We start from the raw sequence: 15,505 nt of genomic DNA, 5'->3' as shown, positions 1-15,505 counted from the left end.
AGAGGAGCGTCACAATCATGAATGTACAGGTAACCAAATTTTCATCTAAAGAATTTCTAAGGCGCCGTCGACCCGAAAAATTTTCTGATTCAACAATCAGAGAGACTGGTACTTTAGATAGAGTTGTACTGGAACACTTCCTCTCTACGCTAAATACAAGAAATCAAGAATTACAATTCGAAGATTTTGCGAAAAAAATATGTGAAAAAATAATTTGCCCTAATCTCCTTGAACAGACTGGTCCTGTAGCTGGGGGGGATGGTAAAACTGACACACAAACATTCCCTGTTTCGGAACAGAATAAGCTTCTTTGGTTCGAGGGTGTTAATGAAACATCAAATAAAGAACGTTGGGCCTTTGCGGTAAGTACACGTAAAGACTGGAAGAAAAAATGCTATGAAGATGTACTTAAGATAAAAGAAACAGAGCGTGGATATACTAAAGTATTTTGCGTAACGAATCAATCTGCAAAGTCCAATATTCGTTCAGAGGTTGAGGATACACTAAAAACAAAAACCGGAATAGATGTCCGTATATTAGATATTAATTGGCTATTAGATCAAATTTACAAAAACCATTTTGAGCAATTGGTAATTGATTCATTATCAGTTCCAACTCAATATAAAAGAGAAGTTATTTTTGGAGAAAATGATTATAAGAAGCATAAAAAATTTGAAGAATTAACCGAGTATATTAGAGAGAAAATAAACCCTGCTGAAATTTCATATGAACAAGTGGATATATTTTTAGAAATTGCAGAGCTAAGCGCTGAACTTGAGAAACCACTAATTGAAACTCAAGGTCTATTTGAAAGAGCTATAAAAATCTCAAAAAAATTTGGGACTAATCAACAATTGCTAGATGCGTATTATCAATACGCTTGGAAGTCCCATTTTTGGATGGAAGATTTTAATCTCTTCGAAGAAAATCTTCAATTAGCGTATGAAAGTATAGCATCATCAACTAATTCCTCAAAATGGGAGAAAGTTTTAAACTTAGTAACAGTTCATAAAAGTTATATTAGACTTAACAACGCAACATCTACAATCGACATTGAGAATATTGAACGTAACATGCTCGTCAAACTAGATGAGATAGCTGACGATGAATCTCGTCCCAGTAATGCACTTACAGCGAGAACTCACAAAGCTATTTATAAATTGACAACGTTTTCAGATGTAGAAGATGCTTCGGTTGTATTTGAAGAGTTACATGAAATTTTTAAAAATAGTGGGAATTTAATAGGCTATCCCTTTGAGAAAAACTTCCAACTTTTGAACGAACTAGATGACATTTTTTTCGAGGTTGATGCATATGAAAATTTATTAGACTATATGACTGAGCAATCCGCTGTTAGAGGTGGTGAAGTTAAAGGGGCATTATTAAATCTTCGAAGAGGCATAAAGAGGATTCAAAATGGTCACCCTTATCAGGCAATCAAGTACCTAGGAAAATCTTTTATTCCACTCTATAAAGAGGAATCACGAGATAAATTTATACTAGCATTAAAAGCTATTGCTTATGCTTACGAATCCATTGGGTTGCTATGGAGTTCACGTTCATGCTTGCTTCTATCCGCTTCTTTGATTACAGATAACTACTGGAAGTATGATGAGATATCATTAAAGCAGGTTGAAATTTATTATAGTTTATGCTTGATAGAAATTAAACTAGGAAAATTAGCACACGCCCTTTTATGGTATGAATTATTTTTAATAATTAACCAAAATGTCATTAATAGCTCATTTGGTGATAAAGAAAATCAGCAAATTGATTTTTACATTAGCCAACTAATTTTAAACTCCACATTACCGGAAATAAATCGACAGTGTAATATCCCTGATGAGTTAGATAGACTAGGTCTTTTTGTCTCATCGGGATGCCTTAAGTATAGTTTAGGTTATATTGAAGATTTTGAGCGTGATTATGAAGTTACCGCCGATAATGATAATAATGATTTCTTACAAAAATTGCGTGACTTTGATGCAGGATTCGATAATAGAGGCATAAAAGATAATCATGGTAAACGAGGAGTATACGCTTCTTTTATTTTTGGATGCGCTATAGAAATTAACTTCCCTAATCGGTCACCATTTATAGAGTTCTCAACTAATGTCTTATCACTTTTAGAGAGTGCTTTTGCAACTTGTACGATTGATAACATCCATCTGAAAGAACCGTTTTTAATTATTGAAGTAATAGCAGATGACGAAGATGACTTATCCTTATCACATGAAATAAATAGCAATAGTGGAAAACTAAATCTTACAATAAACTGCGCTGGTTTTGATACAAGTGATTTTAGAATCGATGCTCAACAAAAAATTACCAATGAATTCAAGAAAATAGTATTTGATCTTCTTCCTGAATTATTTTTTATAAAAAACACAGAATATATTGAAAAAATGATCTTCGAAGATGCTGCATTCGACAGAGCAATTAGTTTCGGTGCCTGTATCAAAGCTATTGAAAATGTTCTTGGAAAAGACATTGATCAACAAATTAAAAAGATTTATTCCACTAGTGCTGAAAAGAAAACTTACCCTCTTCTAAGAGATAAATCCTGGGATAGTGAATTTCCGAAAGCGTTGGAGATCGAGGATATAAATGGTCCAACACTTGGAAAAGGAAGAATGCCTGAAGAAGAACTTAATTCCGAAAATATAACACATAAAGATTATTCCATACAAAGTCTAATCAAACCTCGTCTATGGGATAGAACACGCTGGCAAGGAGTGGGCTTCACTCAATTAAAATCGTGTTATCCAGGATTATATTTATTATTTAAAGACTCCGGTGTAGGTGCGGATATTTTTAAAGATCTTATATCATCAGTAGGCTTGGTAGATAGTAAAGCCAGATTACGGGTTTGTATTGTCAAGGGTATTTCAGTTAAAAACCCAACTCATTATAGAGTACTGATATCTGAAAATATGATGACAACCCCATTAACTAAAAGAATGACAATGATCAGTAGAATCAATACGATGACTCCTGATAGCAATGTCAATCTAGAAAGATTTCTTGCTGCGTATCAGGCCTGTGGAAAATTCTATCTTGGATGTGATGCGATGTTAAAAAATATTGTTCCTGAGCATCCACAAAGAGATAGTTTAGGGATAGAAATGAGTACGTTAGATATTAGATGGGCTTGGGAAATTGGGTTAAATGATGTTGATTGTATTGGGGTTAATTTAGAGGAAGATGATCCCTATATTCCTAATGATGTAGCCGACATCCCATTATTGGAATTGATAAACAGTAAGTAGAAATATGCGCTAGAGATACCGCCTCTTAAGGAGGCGGGATCTAAAAAACTAATTGAAAACAGCTCCTCTAATCTGAATTAACTCGGACTCATACTGACAGTTTCCGCACACAGAATGCAATCAAACCTGACCGTCTGTTCTGAGCTAAAAGTAAATCTTCAGTTGCTGTGAGGAATGCATATAGTAAGGTCTGCCGCTATTTCAATATCTCTTATTTGTAGAAAACAATATGGCGCGAACATTCTTCAAAAATTCGCTGTAACTCACTCCGTTGGCGGGGATGACGATACGTTGAACCGTGCAACCAAAACCTTTACTGAGGGTAATAAGAGTGTTATCCCGTCCTGAGCAATTGAGCACAAACCCCATAGAAATCTCCTTTTAGAAACATGCGTATTTTTTAATAAATTTAGAAAGATCAACTTAATTATAAAATGTCATTTTTCTTCATCTTCGAAGTATGATTGCGGCCCTCCTGCCAGACGGTAACTTTCCCTGAGGTCATCCATATTTTTTTCTTTGTAGAAAGGTTCTGCGAAATGTTTTTCATAAACGTTAATCAGACTTTTATTTCTGGTCGCATGGAATCTTTTTTTAACATCATGAGCTTCCAGCACGTGTATTCTATAGCGTTTCCTCACTGAGTTATTATCACGAAATTTTTCAAGCGATAACTGGCTGTCTACGCTCAGCTTCCCTGTGGTCCAGAATTCGACATGAATGTCGGCTTCTGGCTTCTCTTTTTTGGCGGCATCGAAAAATACAGGTACCTGATCTCCTATCCAGTGTTTAACGTCTTCATGCTTGACAAAGGAATAAGGTTTATAGCCTTTGCATTCAATAAACCTTACCTCCTGATATCCCTTAGCGATGAACACATCACTTTCTGCTTTTTTACCGTCAGCAGAACGGAAAACTTTTCCTATCTCAACGGCACCTTCATGTTTCATCACTTCAGCAACAAGATATTCAAAGAGCGCCCCCTGCAGCTGCGCCGCGGCACCTTTAACATTCGTTAGCGCAACCATAATAGAATCAATTTTTTCCAGGTTAGAGCTGGCATTTGTGAAGTAATAGAACAGAAAATCGTTCAGCTCGCGCAGTGACTTTGCAAACTCTTCACCGAACAGATTTTCTGGTGTAGCGGGGATTACGCCTTCCTTCTTCAGAGCATGAAACGCATCTTTGTCGAACTGACTGGCGGCCAGCATAAAAAGACTTTTACCTACGTTTCTTATGCTCCTTAGCGATTTACATTTAGCTATAAAGGGCTGTACCTGGGCCAGAGTGACTTTGGTCCCCAGCAGAACGTCACAGGCAAAAAAACCCGGCTTGTTGAAATCGCTTCCTGGTGTAACAAGAGGAGACAAATAGCTGGGACCTGTTAAATCGAACAGATAGTTTGAAATAGCAGGTAGCTTCCCTTCTTCATCCTGCCTCGTCCTTGCCAAGTTATAGCTGATCAGATTGAGGTTCTGACTCCACTGAACCATCGTCGCGATGAAAATGCTCTCTGTCACCAGACGCGCGTGTATCTGTCTCGATACGGAATCGTACCGCCTTTCATCTTTTTCTCTGAGAGCGATGCATTCTCCAATTTCAGGCAGGATAATTTCAGTGCATAAACCGATTTTCACCAGCCTTTGCCATACTACAGTGAACGGAATTTTTTTCTTCATGGCTACAGGTGAACCACTTGCAGCACCAAAATCACGTTTAGGAATGATTCCGCCTCTGGCCAGAAGGGCGCTCAGTGCAAGGCCCAATGCTGAACCACTCTCTATCAGCTTATCGGTCAGCACCTGCCAGAACTCATCGCTACCATAGGAGTCCCTGAGATATACAAACTGCTCCCTCTTAGGGAATACGTTTTTAATGCTGTTTATCTCACCGGCTAAGACAGCCCGTGAGATAACCTTCCTCGCATTTTCAGCAGAGATGTTTTTGCTTTGAATCAGCAGATCCGCCAGCGTTGAACTCAGGCAGGGACCTTCGCGCTTCAAAAGAGAGATGAGTGTCATAGTTTCCTTGTCACACTGCGCTATTAATAATTACAAACATAACATGTTCGACTCTCTTTTAAAAAAGACACTCACTCATTTAATTTAATATCAATGAGTTACTTGTTAAATTTAACTATGCAGTCATTAATTTGTCGCTATTGATAATTTTTAGTTTTTTATTCTGATCGATTTCAGAGCGTATACCTGGCACAAAGCAGTCGATACAGCCTCTTACGCATAAGTTGCATAAATCCAGTCAGCACATTGAGGACATCTCTTCGCTCCATGCCAGCAGACATGGCACGAGCAACATCGCCATTGCCGTATAGTCGTGCCAGCTGGTGGAAGGCGCTTTTGTGGAGGCGGTATAGTTTGTGATGAGGTTTGCTCTTGCACTGTCTGGTGCTTGTTGAATCGACATTTTTTAAGTCGAGTGACATTGTTGATATTCCCCGGCAGGTGAACAAACGTTGTTGTAGCTGTCAGAGGGTCAAACTGAACACCGATCTGCAGTTTGCAGTAAATACAATGCAATGAATCAAAATCAACCTGCTGAACAGATTCTGGTGTAACCCATTCACCATCTACGGTGACGGCGTGAGTGGCTAAGATGAAGTAATTCATCATGAACTCCGGAACAAATAAAAAAAGCCAGCATGGTTAGCTGGCTTTGTGGATAGAAGGGGGAAGGAAGCATTACCGACTGTTACAACGGGTTAGGTTTACCGGCCTATTTATGTTCTCTTCCTTTTTTTCAATGAACGTACTTCTCCGCGACCAAAGATTCTGGCATTACCCGGAAGAACCAGACGTGCACAGGCATCGATTTTGGTGATGTAACTTAGCGCCTTAAGTAACCCCTTGTCCTTACTACTGTCACCGCGTTTCAGTTTGCCGAGGCAGCAGTCCTCATAACGCTCTTTGTAAGCGTTGCAGTTGTAGAACATGCCTTTACCTTTAGTAATGGTTTCATTCCAGTATCTCCCGAAAGCATGAGCAATCACGCCATCCTGTTGTGCCTTATTGCCATTTAAGATAAATAGCATGTGGTAATGAAATTTACGTTGTGAGCCATATTCCAGTTTCCATACCGTTCCGAGGACATGGCGAAACATTGGATTCTTTTGCATATTGCGAAACAGCTGCTGACGGTGCTTACGGGCATCATCAGCAGTGATATCAGCTTTATGCTCATTTGCCCATGATAAATCAACCCGCAAGACCAGCAGTCGGGAATGACGCTCCTGCAGATGTCTGATGTAATTAATCACTCCCTTCAGGTTTTTAACCGAAGCCCTCTGGTACTTTCTGCATGCTTTTTTAAATCCTGCCTGGCTCACAGTAAATCGGTAATCCTGCATCAGCTTATTCAGCATTTCTGCTGTGGTAACGGTATCTGCCCCTACTATTTTCCCGTTATGGACACGCGAATATAAATCGGCGCTAGTAAATAAACGCTGGAAGGTAGCTATACGTGGATTAGCTATTCGTACTTTCATCGCATCTCGCGACAACATATTGAGATGACGGATGGCATCAAGAATGATGGCTGACTCTGCACTCCCTTTGTATCCTGATCGGTTATACAGAATAGTGAAAGGTAACTTACGTCCTCTGCTGATAGTTTTAAGACAACTGTCCAGTTGTTCTAATCTGAATCTGAATTCATTGTCATCGGATATGATGAGATAAGGATTATTATTATCAATATGATATTCAGCGTGAGATAACAGTATTGATTCTGGTAAGTCCATAATGTATTTCTCTAAAGCCAGTAAAAAATAGCTGACTGGCAATATGTAAGGGTGTTTATTGAATGAATGTCTTTGTATGATATTCAGTATGAATAGTGATATCAGAGGTGATGCTTTGCTGATAACAAAATGTACCTGTATGACGCTACACTGGATGTGATATCGTGTGTTTATATGAAGTGTTATTGATTGGTGATTGAATGCATTAAAGAGTGATTGATAATGCATTAAATACAATAATAAATAAACCGTCTTTATAAATCACATGAAACCCATGTGCGACAAGACACGGAAGTATAAAAGCATGGTGTAAAGTTAGTGACCTTTTTATCACTATCTTTAATTGTCTTTATGCTCTCGAGTCATTAATGCGGGCTTCTAACCATTCTTTTACTTCACGTTCAATCCAGCGGGAACTGCGGCCAAACTTTACAGGTTTTGGAAATTTCCCTTGCTGTGCCATTTTATAAAACCACTTATCAGACAACTTAGTCAATTCCGTGATGAAAGCCATATCGACGAATTTGTCGTTGTAAATGTCAATCGTTTTCATGCTTATCTCCAGAAGTTTGTCGGGAGAACGCCTGTCCGGCATTCCTTCAAAGAAATAAGAGAAATATGTTCAGTTTTACATTTCGAGCTCCCGCTGCCCTTTCAGTCTTAATTCTGCCTTATATACCTTTTCCATGTTACGTTACCCGCACCGGCATCAGTGTCGTGACCATTTATGCATGATATATGCGCATTGAATATGAGTTGATTTTTTTGCGTTAAAAGCCAGTTATCACGGAGCATAACAAGTCATAAAGCACTATGATTTTCACTATGAAATTTGCTATGAATGCTTCGTTGATTTAAAATGCAGAAAAATATATAATCTAATAGCGAGGGATTATTTTGACTGAGTTACCTTGGATAGACATAAAAAATAACAGGGATCTAGATTTCTTTCTTTGGAAACATGGAAACATGGAAACATGGAAACATGGAAACATGGAAACATGGAAACATGGAAACATGGAAACATGGAAACATGGAAACATGGAAACATGGAAACATGGAAACATGGAAACATGGAAACATGGAAATGATATTGCTATACTCAATTACATTACAGTTCAAAATCGTTCTTACAGATATGATGATATTTTTATAAGAAAACCTAAACTGGCAGCCCACGCAATAAACGAAGCATATAGAATATTTTATACAGATCTTGAGACGTATAAGCTCCATGCAAAAGAATTAAAGAAAATGCAGAATTTGCAGATTCCTATTAAAGAATTTGATTGGCTAAAGAGTAGCAATGATGCTTGTTACTTTGCTTGGATAAATATTTGTACGTTCGGAAATAAAAACTCTGAAATAGGTTCCTATATTTATCACGAGGATTGTTTTTTCTATCCACACACGCAATATTATTACCTTGGATGTGAACAATTTCCTGAGAATCATCGCAGCAGAATTGATTCTATTATTGCTTTTTTTGACCGGTGCACGCTGAATTTTCAGAACAAAACAGAGTTAATCAAAAAGATTAAATGGGAATGGTATGAACGTAGCAGAACGGTTAAAAAACCACCATTAAAGAGCAACGAAAAGAAAAAAATAACTTGGGCATGGGAGTATATTAATAAGAATAAAGGCCAGGTTGTTCATGGGCACCGAAAGAGAGAGCTTAATGCACAACTTGAAAGAATAAATGAAATGGGGAATAATCTATATAACAAAATTATATTAACAGAGAAGTTAAAGGAAGAGATCGAAAGTGAATTCACATTAGCTACACGGGATAAATTAGCAGAAGTACAGTCTGATATATATCTCTTAAAACAACAATTAGCTGTTGAGTTAAAGAATAAAAAAAGTATTGAGGTGATAAGAAAAACCAATTTGCACTCATCATCATTGTTGGGTTTTTTTATGCCTCCGAACCCTAGTGAAATGTACTTAAGCATTGTATGTATTTATTATTTTCTCTATTATAAAGATCCTAATTTCATTCCTAGATTATCAAAAGCTTGGGAAGCTCGCTCCTACCGAGAAGCAAAGAAAAAAAAGACCAGACATCATGTGAAAAATAAAAATAATGATGATTTAACAACCAGTGAGATCACTAATATTACAGTTGATGAAATGGTTGACGCTGTAATAAAAACAGAAAAAGAATTAAAGAGAGAAAAAGCTCAAGAAATAATTAATAAAATTCATCATGACCTACCACCGCAATCTGAGAAGAAGGATGATGTTGATCCATTATTAGACTCCGGTGCCAACCCGTGGTTTGGTTAGGATTTATAATTTAGAAAGATATCCTTTCGGTATGTCAGCACGAAGTGATATGCCGAACACCCTTTCACGCAGGATACTGTTTCTAATATTTTTCACACCTATATAACCCATATGTAGCTGCGCCAGAATTTGTTACTGGTATGGCTGTTATGCATTGATCTGTAATACCGATCGATGCTTTATTCGCGATAGCTGATACCTATCAAAACGGATTTATCGATCGGTTTTATATAGATTATAACGATCAATTCGTTGAAACTGATCTGTAGTAACGATTATCCCATTCCCTCTCAAATGCATACGATCAGGTGGCCTTTTGTACAGCAAAAGGCCATTTTTCGTTTGTAAAACAACAGTAAGGACTCTCTATGTTCAAGGTCACTTCTGCACTCTTTCTCAGTGCAACTTTGTTCACCACCGCTGCGCACGCGACCATTCAGGAGCAGCAGTGGGGTAACTGGTTTGGTAATACCAGTGGAATGGAATTCGGTATTAATGCCGACAATGATGTTGGTGAGCGCATTACCTTCACTTGCACCGGAGGCCACCTTGGCATCACCTACAGCGTCCTGGCAAAGAACTATTCCGTTTCTTCTGATACTGGACTAAAAGAGCTGGGGCTGAACATTAATTCAACCCACTATCAATTAGGCGAAGCTGCATTTATGGCGCTCAAAAACACCGGTGATGAAGGAGTACTGGAAGTTACTGAAGCCAGTAAGCCATTGTCCAGTCCGTTCAAAACAGCAGGTCTTCAGGAAGCGCTGAAAGAGGTAACCTGGCAGGACTGCATTAGCCGTTAAGTAACTTTCTTAACTCCTTTTTCAAAACAGCACAGTTTGCAGTTTTAACCACTCGTTGCTGGATTTCAGGTACATCCAGCTGAATCAACGACAAATGTCCTCAGGGTGTCACTATGACAGAATTTATTTCACGCTTATTTATTATCTCCGTGCTTTCATTTCCAGCTCTAAGCTTTGCCATCACCATTCCCGGTAATATTCACCCAGAGCGATACACGTTCTTTCTGACAGATAGAGGCGGTGAAATGCTTCGCGAAATGAACGATGCGGCAGTCAGTGTAAAACTCAACAACAAAGTTGGTTTTAGCGCTGAGGCACAGAGCAAGGCTGCTGCTGCGAACATATCTCCTTTGCTGTATGCAGCATTACCGCTTGAAAAGAACTTTATCCGTTACGACGGTAAACCGGTTAAGGCCCTGACCTGCCTCATCACGACACGCACCATGCCGGGCCAGAATAAAAATTACACTTGGGAGGAAACTTACTGCCTTGATGAAACCGGTGCTGCTTACATTGGCTCAAAAGGCTGGCCGTCACGCGCTATCGTCGAAAAGAGCTGTGAGGTGGGTGCCTCCGTTTGTCCTGTATATCTTGGCCTGAACAATGATCCACCGACCCTGCGGAATGATGCTGCGCAATATATTCCTTACAGCAGCAAACGCTTAAGTGGGCAGAAAGAAAGTAACTCTCAGCCAAAACCAGCAACTGGAGAAATCGTCGCAGAGCAGGATGATTACGTGGTGAATTATGTCAAAGGTAGCAGTTGTGCTGACAACAAACTGGTTGTTAAAAACACAAGCTCTGGGAAAACCGCTGAAATTGCAGGATTAAATGGTTGCTCTTTTGACCCGAAGAAAAATGCAGTAATTATCTTCCCTCAAAATGAATACGTCGGCGTTTACAGTGGCCCCACAAACGCTTCTGAGGAAATAGCCTCAGTCGATCTCCCCTAATTACTCTTCCAGTCCGGTATAAGCTTCCTGCGGTACCGGACACCTTTTGGATCAACCTATGAAAACTAAAAAATCCCCGGACGATACAACGCCAGATGCAGAATCATTTGGGCTGACCTGGCCCGTTGTTTTTAGCGTCGCAGGACTCACTCTGCTAAGAAGTAAGTCGGTCGTATGCCAGACAATGGGAGCCAGCCTGATGACCTTTAGTCTGATAAGGCTCATAAAAAAACTCGCCACTCTTGCCTGAAAAAGCCCCTATCAGGTAACACGGTTTGTGTGCCAGCACCTGGACCACACGTACTATCGCCTTCCGACGTTCACCTGGAAGCTAATTCTCGACAAAAGTTGAAGCGCTCCTTTATCAAAGGGCTGGCTGCAATAGCAGAGGACAGAATTAATGATGATGCCTTTGTTTTATCGGTGTGCAGCAAAGCGTATGAACGCTTGCCTCTGATCATAAGGCGAGTCGTGAAGTACGAATGGTGTCTTCGATACTTCCAGTACAGTAAGCCCTTTATTCTGCGGCGATTACAACATCACCAGGCCGACAAGTTAATCCCCCAGACATTACCTGACAGTGAACTCTTGCCACAGCAGAGCCAGCCACCGGCTTCTCCGTGAATGCTTTACCTTCCATCCAACGCCACTCCACTGGAGTGGCTTTTATGCCCATTTTTAAAGGAATCACCTATGACCCGTTTAGCCAGCCGCTTTAGTGCGGTCAACCTTGTACGTCGTGACCGCCCGTTAACTCGCGACGAACTGGCCCATTATGTGCCCAGTGTCTTCAGCGAAGACAAGCATGAATCCCGTAGTGATCGCTATACCTACATCCCGACAATTACCCTTCTCGATAACTTGCAACGCGAAGGCTTCCAGCCATTCTTCGCGTGTCAGACCAGAGTCCGCGACCAGAGCAAACGAGAGCATACGAAGCACATGCTACGCCTGCGTCGTGAAGGCCAGATTACTGGTAAACAAGTTCCCGAAATTATTCTGCTGAATAGCCACGACGGCTCCAGCTCATATCAGATGCTACCGGGGTTATTCAGAGCAGTTTGCCAAAATGGGCTGATTTGCGGTGAGAGTTTTGGCGAAGTGCGCGTGCCGCATAAAGGCAACGTAGTAGAGAAAGTCATCGAAGGGGCCTACGAAGTACTGGGAATATTTGACCGCGTAGAAGAGAAACGCGATGCCATGCAGTCGCTTTTGTTGCCGCCGCCCGCTCAGCAGGCGATGGCGAAAGCGGCGCTGACATATCGCTTCGGTGAGGAGCACCAACCGGTGACAGAGACGCAGATACTTTCCCCACGCCGCTGGCAGGATGAGAGTAACGACCTGTGGACCACTTATCAGCGCATTCAGGAAAACCTCATTAAAGGCGGGCTATCGGGGAGAACAACCAAAGGAAAGCGCGCCCATACCCGAGCAGTGAAAGGTATTGACGGTGATGTGAAGCTCAACCGTGCCCTCTGGGTGATGGCTGAGAATATGCTGCAGCTTGCTTCATGAACCATTCCACCATTTTCCCTTAACGCCTTTCCGAAGATTCGGAAGGGCTTTTTCTTCTGAGGAGTTATCATGCCTACGATCAATTTGTCTCCGGTATTTCCTGCAAACGAGCAGCGAGTCATCCAGCGAGCATTACGTCTGCTGGAGAAATACCAGCGTCAACCGAGTGAGTCATTTACCTCAACCAGCCTCACAAAAACCTGGCTGCAACTGCAGATGGCTCACCTGGAGCGGGAAGTTTTCATCGTGATGTATCTCGACAATCAGCATTGCCTGTTGGAGCGAGAAACACTGTTTACCGGCACGCTCAGCCATACCGAAGTGCATCCCCGCGAAGTGGTTAAATCAGCCCTGAAACATAACGCCGCTGCGGTCATTTTGGCGCATAACCATCCATCCGGCACGACAGAAATCAGTCAGCAGGACAAACATATTACTCAGAGGATTATGAAAGCGCTGGCACTAGTGGAAGTACGTGTGCTGGATCATCTTGTGGTGGGAAACGAGGTAGTGTCATTTGCTGAGCTTGGTTTGCTTTAAAGGGAGATTTTCATGTCATTAATACCAGCCCATGAATGGGGGCTAAAAAGCGATATTGTTCCACGTTTTGGTGCCAGATTAGTTCAGGAAGGCAACCGGCTGCATTATCTGGCTGAAAGGGCTAGTTTGATGGGCAACTTCTGCGATACGGAATGCTTCAAATTGAATGACGCATTTCCGCACTTTATCAGCCAGATGGAATCGATGCTGACCACTGGTGAACTTATCCCCTGCCACCATCACTGTGTCACTCTCTACCACAACGGTTTTACCTGCGAAGCCGACACCCTTGGCAGTTGCGGCTATGTGTACATCGCTGTTTACCCCACTCAACGCTAACTAATTTCCTGAGATCAAACATGAATACTCAACCTGCAACAACTCCGCAGGCGGCGAAGACATGTCTGTCGCCCCTGGCTGTCTGGCAAATGTTACTGACAATCCTGCTAGACCAGCACTATGGTTTCACGCTAAACGACACGCCGTTCAGTGATGAAACTGTTATTCAGAAACACATTGAGGCGGGTATTGCCTTGGCCGATGCCGTAAATTTTCTGGTTGAACGCTATGAACTAGTTCGTATTGACCAAAAAGGCTTCTCTGTGCAAGATCAAGAACCTTGGTTAACTTCTATGGATGTCCACCGAGCACGATTTAAACTCAACGTGGAACGTTTATAATTTAACCAGTTAACTGACAAGAAAAAACATGTGGGGGCATAATTGGGGGCACACTTAAAAATCGTATAGAAAAATAATCAATAAATTCAATGTGATTACCTATCAAATGCGACTCTGTGATTCCGAACGCCGAAGCTTTTTAATGCCTGTAGTTGTTCCGGGGTTCTGGAGGCGCACCGGCTATACGTTTTGATGCTTATCTATTTTCCCGGCGTTTTGTACATTAAAATCACTCTTAATGCACAGTCGGGCTGGGAACTGTTGGTGAGGCAGCAGGTTTCTTCGCTCTTATTACGACCTATTGACTGAAAAAATTATAGGAACAGCTTTGTGTCGCAGCACAAAATGGTAAATAGTGTCAGGAACTCTAGCCATCCCTTCCATTTTTGCCATTTTGACCACCATTAGGGCCTCCTTTCCCTCCTGATCCACCTTTCCCTCCATCGCCACCATTGCCTCCATTACCACTTCCTGAACCATTCCTCCTCTCCCACCATTTCCACCGTTAGGTCCTCCTTTTCCACCATCTCCTCCGTTACCGTTACTCCCAGCACCAGCATGTCCACCATTGCCCCCATTACCACTTCCTGAGCCATTCCCTCCTTTCCCACCATCCCCTTTCCCTGCATGTGCGATGTTAGGGATAGCTAATGACGCTGTAGATATGATCGGAGATATGCAAGAAGATGAAAAAGTTAACAATAAGGCAAAATATTTTTTTTTCATAAAAACCTCAGTACATACATGTTAAGTATTTTTATTTCCACCGCCATGCCCACCATTGCCTCCATGTCCACCACGGGAACCACTTCCGCTGCCACCATGTCCACCATTGCCGCCATTTCCTCCATGAGAACCATCCCCCCCAGTGTTACCGCCATGCCCACCATGCCCACCATTTCCACCATGTGAACCGTTCCCTGTGCCTGCGTTTCCACCATTTCCACCATTTCCACCGTTTGGCCCACTTCCACCGTTGCCGCCATTGCCGCCATCTCCTCCTTTTCCGTTATTTTTACCAGCTATACCGTCGCCGCCGTTGCCGCCATTTTTACAACTAGGGGTACCATTCTTACCATTTTCACCTTTTTTTCCATCAAGGACAGAGCATTTAATGACCTCAGTTATTTGTTTTGAATAGCTTGCTGTGGAAAATAGTAGAGGGATAGTTAAACTGAATAAAAAAATAAATTCTTATTAATCATATAAATACCTTATAAAAATCCTTTGCTTAGAAAAAGCGTCAGCCTCAAAAAAACAAAGGATGTGAAAGTTAGCTTTTACCTTTACCGCTATTTACCCCTAATTTCCACTACCATTTCCGTTACCACTACCATTGCCGCCACTACCACCGTTGCCGCCATTACCACCATGAGATCCTGCTCCACTTCCGCCATTACCGCCGTTACCACCAGGTCCTCCATTTGAACTATATAATTTCAAATCAAAATCTAAATTTGTTGAATTTTGATTTTCTAAATTGAATTGATTTTTTAGGGAGGTGGTTTCTGCTGAGGCTATTGGTGTGATTGAAAGGAAAGAAACAGTTAATAATGAACTTGTTAAAAATAAGGATGTTTTTTTCATAAATGCTCCATTTACTATATGACTATATGACTATATGACTATATGACTATATGACTATATGACTATATGACTATATGACTATATGACTATATGACTATATGACCACATG

The 15,505-nt window shown here is 41.1% G+C and carries 16 protein-coding genes; 9 read left to right on the top strand and 7 right to left on the bottom strand.

From position 1 onward, the window contains the following. Positions 1-17: 17 nt before the first annotated feature. Positions 18-3,269, top strand: a complete 3,252-nt coding sequence (locus EAE93_RS12490; protein WP_036812638.1) for a hypothetical protein — start codon at positions 18-20, stop codon at positions 3,267-3,269. A gap of 437 nt (positions 3,270-3,706) precedes the next feature. Here the strand turns inward: EAE93_RS12490 and EAE93_RS12485 are convergent, their stop codons facing one another. The 3 genes from EAE93_RS12485 to EAE93_RS12475 form a co-directional block, all read right to left on the bottom strand. After that, the gene (locus tag EAE93_RS12485) at positions 3,707-5,290 is read right to left on the bottom strand and encodes a hypothetical protein (RefSeq protein WP_052105868.1); all 1,584 of its coding nucleotides are present in this window, start codon (positions 5,288-5,290) and stop codon (positions 3,707-3,709) included. 716 nt (positions 5,291-6,006) lie between these two features. Further along, positions 6,007-7,026 (bottom strand): YagK/YfjJ domain-containing protein, encoded by a 1,020-nt coding sequence (locus EAE93_RS12480; protein WP_036812640.1) that lies wholly within the window; start codon positions 7,024-7,026, stop codon positions 6,007-6,009. Between the two features lie 349 nt (positions 7,027-7,375). Then, entirely contained in the window at positions 7,376-7,579 is a 204-nt protein-coding gene (locus EAE93_RS12475) for a helix-turn-helix transcriptional regulator (protein ID WP_036812642.1), read from the bottom strand. 416 nt (positions 7,580-7,995) lie between these two features. Between EAE93_RS12475 and EAE93_RS12470 the strand changes: the two genes are divergently transcribed. The 4 genes from EAE93_RS12470 to EAE93_RS12455 all read left to right on the top strand — a co-directional run bounded on the left by EAE93_RS12470 (position 7,996) and on the right by EAE93_RS12455 (position 11,324). Then, on the top strand, positions 7,996-9,318 hold the full coding sequence (locus tag EAE93_RS12470; RefSeq protein WP_214039791.1) for a hypothetical protein: 1,323 nt from the start codon (positions 7,996-7,998) through the stop codon (positions 9,316-9,318). 368 nt (positions 9,319-9,686) lie between these two features. Then, positions 9,687-10,121, top strand: a complete 435-nt coding sequence (locus EAE93_RS12465) for a hypothetical protein (RefSeq protein WP_052105869.1) — start codon at positions 9,687-9,689, stop codon at positions 10,119-10,121. A 113-nt stretch (positions 10,122-10,234) separates the two neighbouring features. After that, on the top strand, positions 10,235-11,074 hold the full coding sequence (locus EAE93_RS12460) for a hypothetical protein (RefSeq protein ID WP_214039790.1): 840 nt from the start codon (positions 10,235-10,237) through the stop codon (positions 11,072-11,074). Between the two features lie 46 nt (positions 11,075-11,120). Next, complete coding sequence (locus EAE93_RS12455) at positions 11,121-11,324, top strand: hypothetical protein (RefSeq protein ID WP_036812648.1); 204 nt, start codon at positions 11,121-11,123, stop codon at positions 11,322-11,324. 267 nt (positions 11,325-11,591) lie between these two features. Here the strand turns inward: EAE93_RS12455 and EAE93_RS12450 are convergent, their stop codons facing one another. Next, positions 11,592-11,750 (bottom strand): hypothetical protein, encoded by a 159-nt coding sequence (locus EAE93_RS12450; RefSeq protein ID WP_214039789.1) that lies wholly within the window; start codon positions 11,748-11,750, stop codon positions 11,592-11,594. 17 nt (positions 11,751-11,767) lie between these two features. Between EAE93_RS12450 and EAE93_RS12445 the strand changes: the two genes are divergently transcribed. The 4 genes from EAE93_RS12445 to EAE93_RS12430 all read left to right on the top strand — a co-directional run bounded on the left by EAE93_RS12445 (position 11,768) and on the right by EAE93_RS12430 (position 13,809). Beyond that, positions 11,768-12,589 carry a DUF932 domain-containing protein gene (locus EAE93_RS12445; protein WP_036812650.1) on the top strand — a complete coding sequence of 274 codons (822 nt, stop codon included), beginning with the start codon at positions 11,768-11,770 and terminating at the stop codon, positions 12,587-12,589. 69 nt (positions 12,590-12,658) lie between these two features. Continuing rightward, the gene (gene radC, locus EAE93_RS12440; protein ID WP_214039788.1) at positions 12,659-13,129 is read left to right on the top strand and encodes a RadC family protein; all 471 of its coding nucleotides are present in this window, start codon (positions 12,659-12,661) and stop codon (positions 13,127-13,129) included. Between the two features lie 12 nt (positions 13,130-13,141). Then, positions 13,142-13,468, top strand: a complete 327-nt coding sequence (locus EAE93_RS12435) for a type IV toxin-antitoxin system YeeU family antitoxin (protein ID WP_072165607.1) — start codon at positions 13,142-13,144, stop codon at positions 13,466-13,468. 20 nt (positions 13,469-13,488) lie between these two features. Next, positions 13,489-13,809: a TA system toxin CbtA family protein gene (locus EAE93_RS12430; protein WP_214039787.1), complete on the top strand. Its 321-nt coding sequence runs from the start codon at positions 13,489-13,491 to the stop codon at positions 13,807-13,809. Positions 13,810-14,100: 291 nt separating this feature from the next. Here EAE93_RS12430 and EAE93_RS12425 read toward each other — a convergent pair whose 3' ends face one another. The 3 genes from EAE93_RS12425 to EAE93_RS12415 form a co-directional block, all read right to left on the bottom strand. Continuing rightward, the gene (locus EAE93_RS12425; protein ID WP_214039786.1) at positions 14,101-14,535 is read right to left on the bottom strand and encodes a hypothetical protein; all 435 of its coding nucleotides are present in this window, start codon (positions 14,533-14,535) and stop codon (positions 14,101-14,103) included. Then, on the bottom strand, positions 14,532-14,795 hold the full coding sequence (locus tag EAE93_RS12420) for a hypothetical protein (RefSeq protein ID WP_214039785.1): 264 nt from the start codon (positions 14,793-14,795) through the stop codon (positions 14,532-14,534). The genes EAE93_RS12425 and EAE93_RS12420 overlap by 4 nt, the downstream gene beginning before the upstream one ends. 316 nt (positions 14,796-15,111) lie before the next feature. Beyond that, on the bottom strand, positions 15,112-15,396 hold the full coding sequence (locus EAE93_RS12415; RefSeq protein ID WP_036812662.1) for a hypothetical protein: 285 nt from the start codon (positions 15,394-15,396) through the stop codon (positions 15,112-15,114). Between the last annotated feature and the right edge of the window lie 109 nt (positions 15,397-15,505).

Source organism: Photorhabdus akhurstii, assembly GCF_018448925.1.
GTDB lineage: Bacteria > Pseudomonadota > Gammaproteobacteria > Enterobacterales > Enterobacteriaceae > Photorhabdus > Photorhabdus akhurstii.
This window is presented reverse-complemented; position numbering and strand designations above follow the sequence as displayed.

What these genes read in the sequence shown, in the direction of transcription:
- EAE93_RS12490 (WP_036812638.1), top strand. Translation starts at nt 18, where the DNA reads ATGAATGTACAGGTAACCAAATTTTCATCTAAAGAATTTCTAAGGCGC.
- EAE93_RS12485 (WP_052105868.1), bottom strand. Translation starts at nt 5,290, where the DNA reads ATGACACTCATCTCTCTTTTGAAGCGCGAAGGTCCCTGCCTGAGTTCA.
- EAE93_RS12480 (WP_036812640.1), bottom strand. Translation starts at nt 7,026, where the DNA reads ATGGACTTACCAGAATCAATACTGTTATCTCACGCTGAATATCATATT.
- EAE93_RS12475 (WP_036812642.1), bottom strand. Translation starts at nt 7,579, where the DNA reads ATGAAAACGATTGACATTTACAACGACAAATTCGTCGATATGGCTTTC.
- EAE93_RS12470 (WP_214039791.1), top strand. Translation starts at nt 7,996, where the DNA reads ATGGAAACATGGAAACATGGAAACATGGAAACATGGAAACATGGAAAC.
- EAE93_RS12465 (WP_052105869.1), top strand. Translation starts at nt 9,687, where the DNA reads ATGTTCAAGGTCACTTCTGCACTCTTTCTCAGTGCAACTTTGTTCACC.
- EAE93_RS12460 (WP_214039790.1), top strand. Translation starts at nt 10,235, where the DNA reads ATGACAGAATTTATTTCACGCTTATTTATTATCTCCGTGCTTTCATTT.
- EAE93_RS12450 (WP_214039789.1), bottom strand. Translation starts at nt 11,750, where the DNA reads ATGGGCATAAAAGCCACTCCAGTGGAGTGGCGTTGGATGGAAGGTAAA.
- EAE93_RS12445 (WP_036812650.1), top strand. Translation starts at nt 11,768, where the DNA reads ATGACCCGTTTAGCCAGCCGCTTTAGTGCGGTCAACCTTGTACGTCGT.
- radC (WP_214039788.1), top strand. Translation starts at nt 12,659, where the DNA reads ATGCCTACGATCAATTTGTCTCCGGTATTTCCTGCAAACGAGCAGCGA.
- EAE93_RS12435 (WP_072165607.1), top strand. Translation starts at nt 13,142, where the DNA reads ATGTCATTAATACCAGCCCATGAATGGGGGCTAAAAAGCGATATTGTT.
- EAE93_RS12430 (WP_214039787.1), top strand. Translation starts at nt 13,489, where the DNA reads ATGAATACTCAACCTGCAACAACTCCGCAGGCGGCGAAGACATGTCTG.
- EAE93_RS12425 (WP_214039786.1), bottom strand. Translation starts at nt 14,535, where the DNA reads ATGAAAAAAAAATATTTTGCCTTATTGTTAACTTTTTCATCTTCTTGC.
- EAE93_RS12420 (WP_214039785.1), bottom strand. Translation starts at nt 14,795, where the DNA reads ATGGCGGCAACGGTGGAAGTGGGCCAAACGGTGGAAATGGTGGAAATG.
- EAE93_RS12415 (WP_036812662.1), bottom strand. Translation starts at nt 15,396, where the DNA reads ATGAAAAAAACATCCTTATTTTTAACAAGTTCATTATTAACTGTTTCT.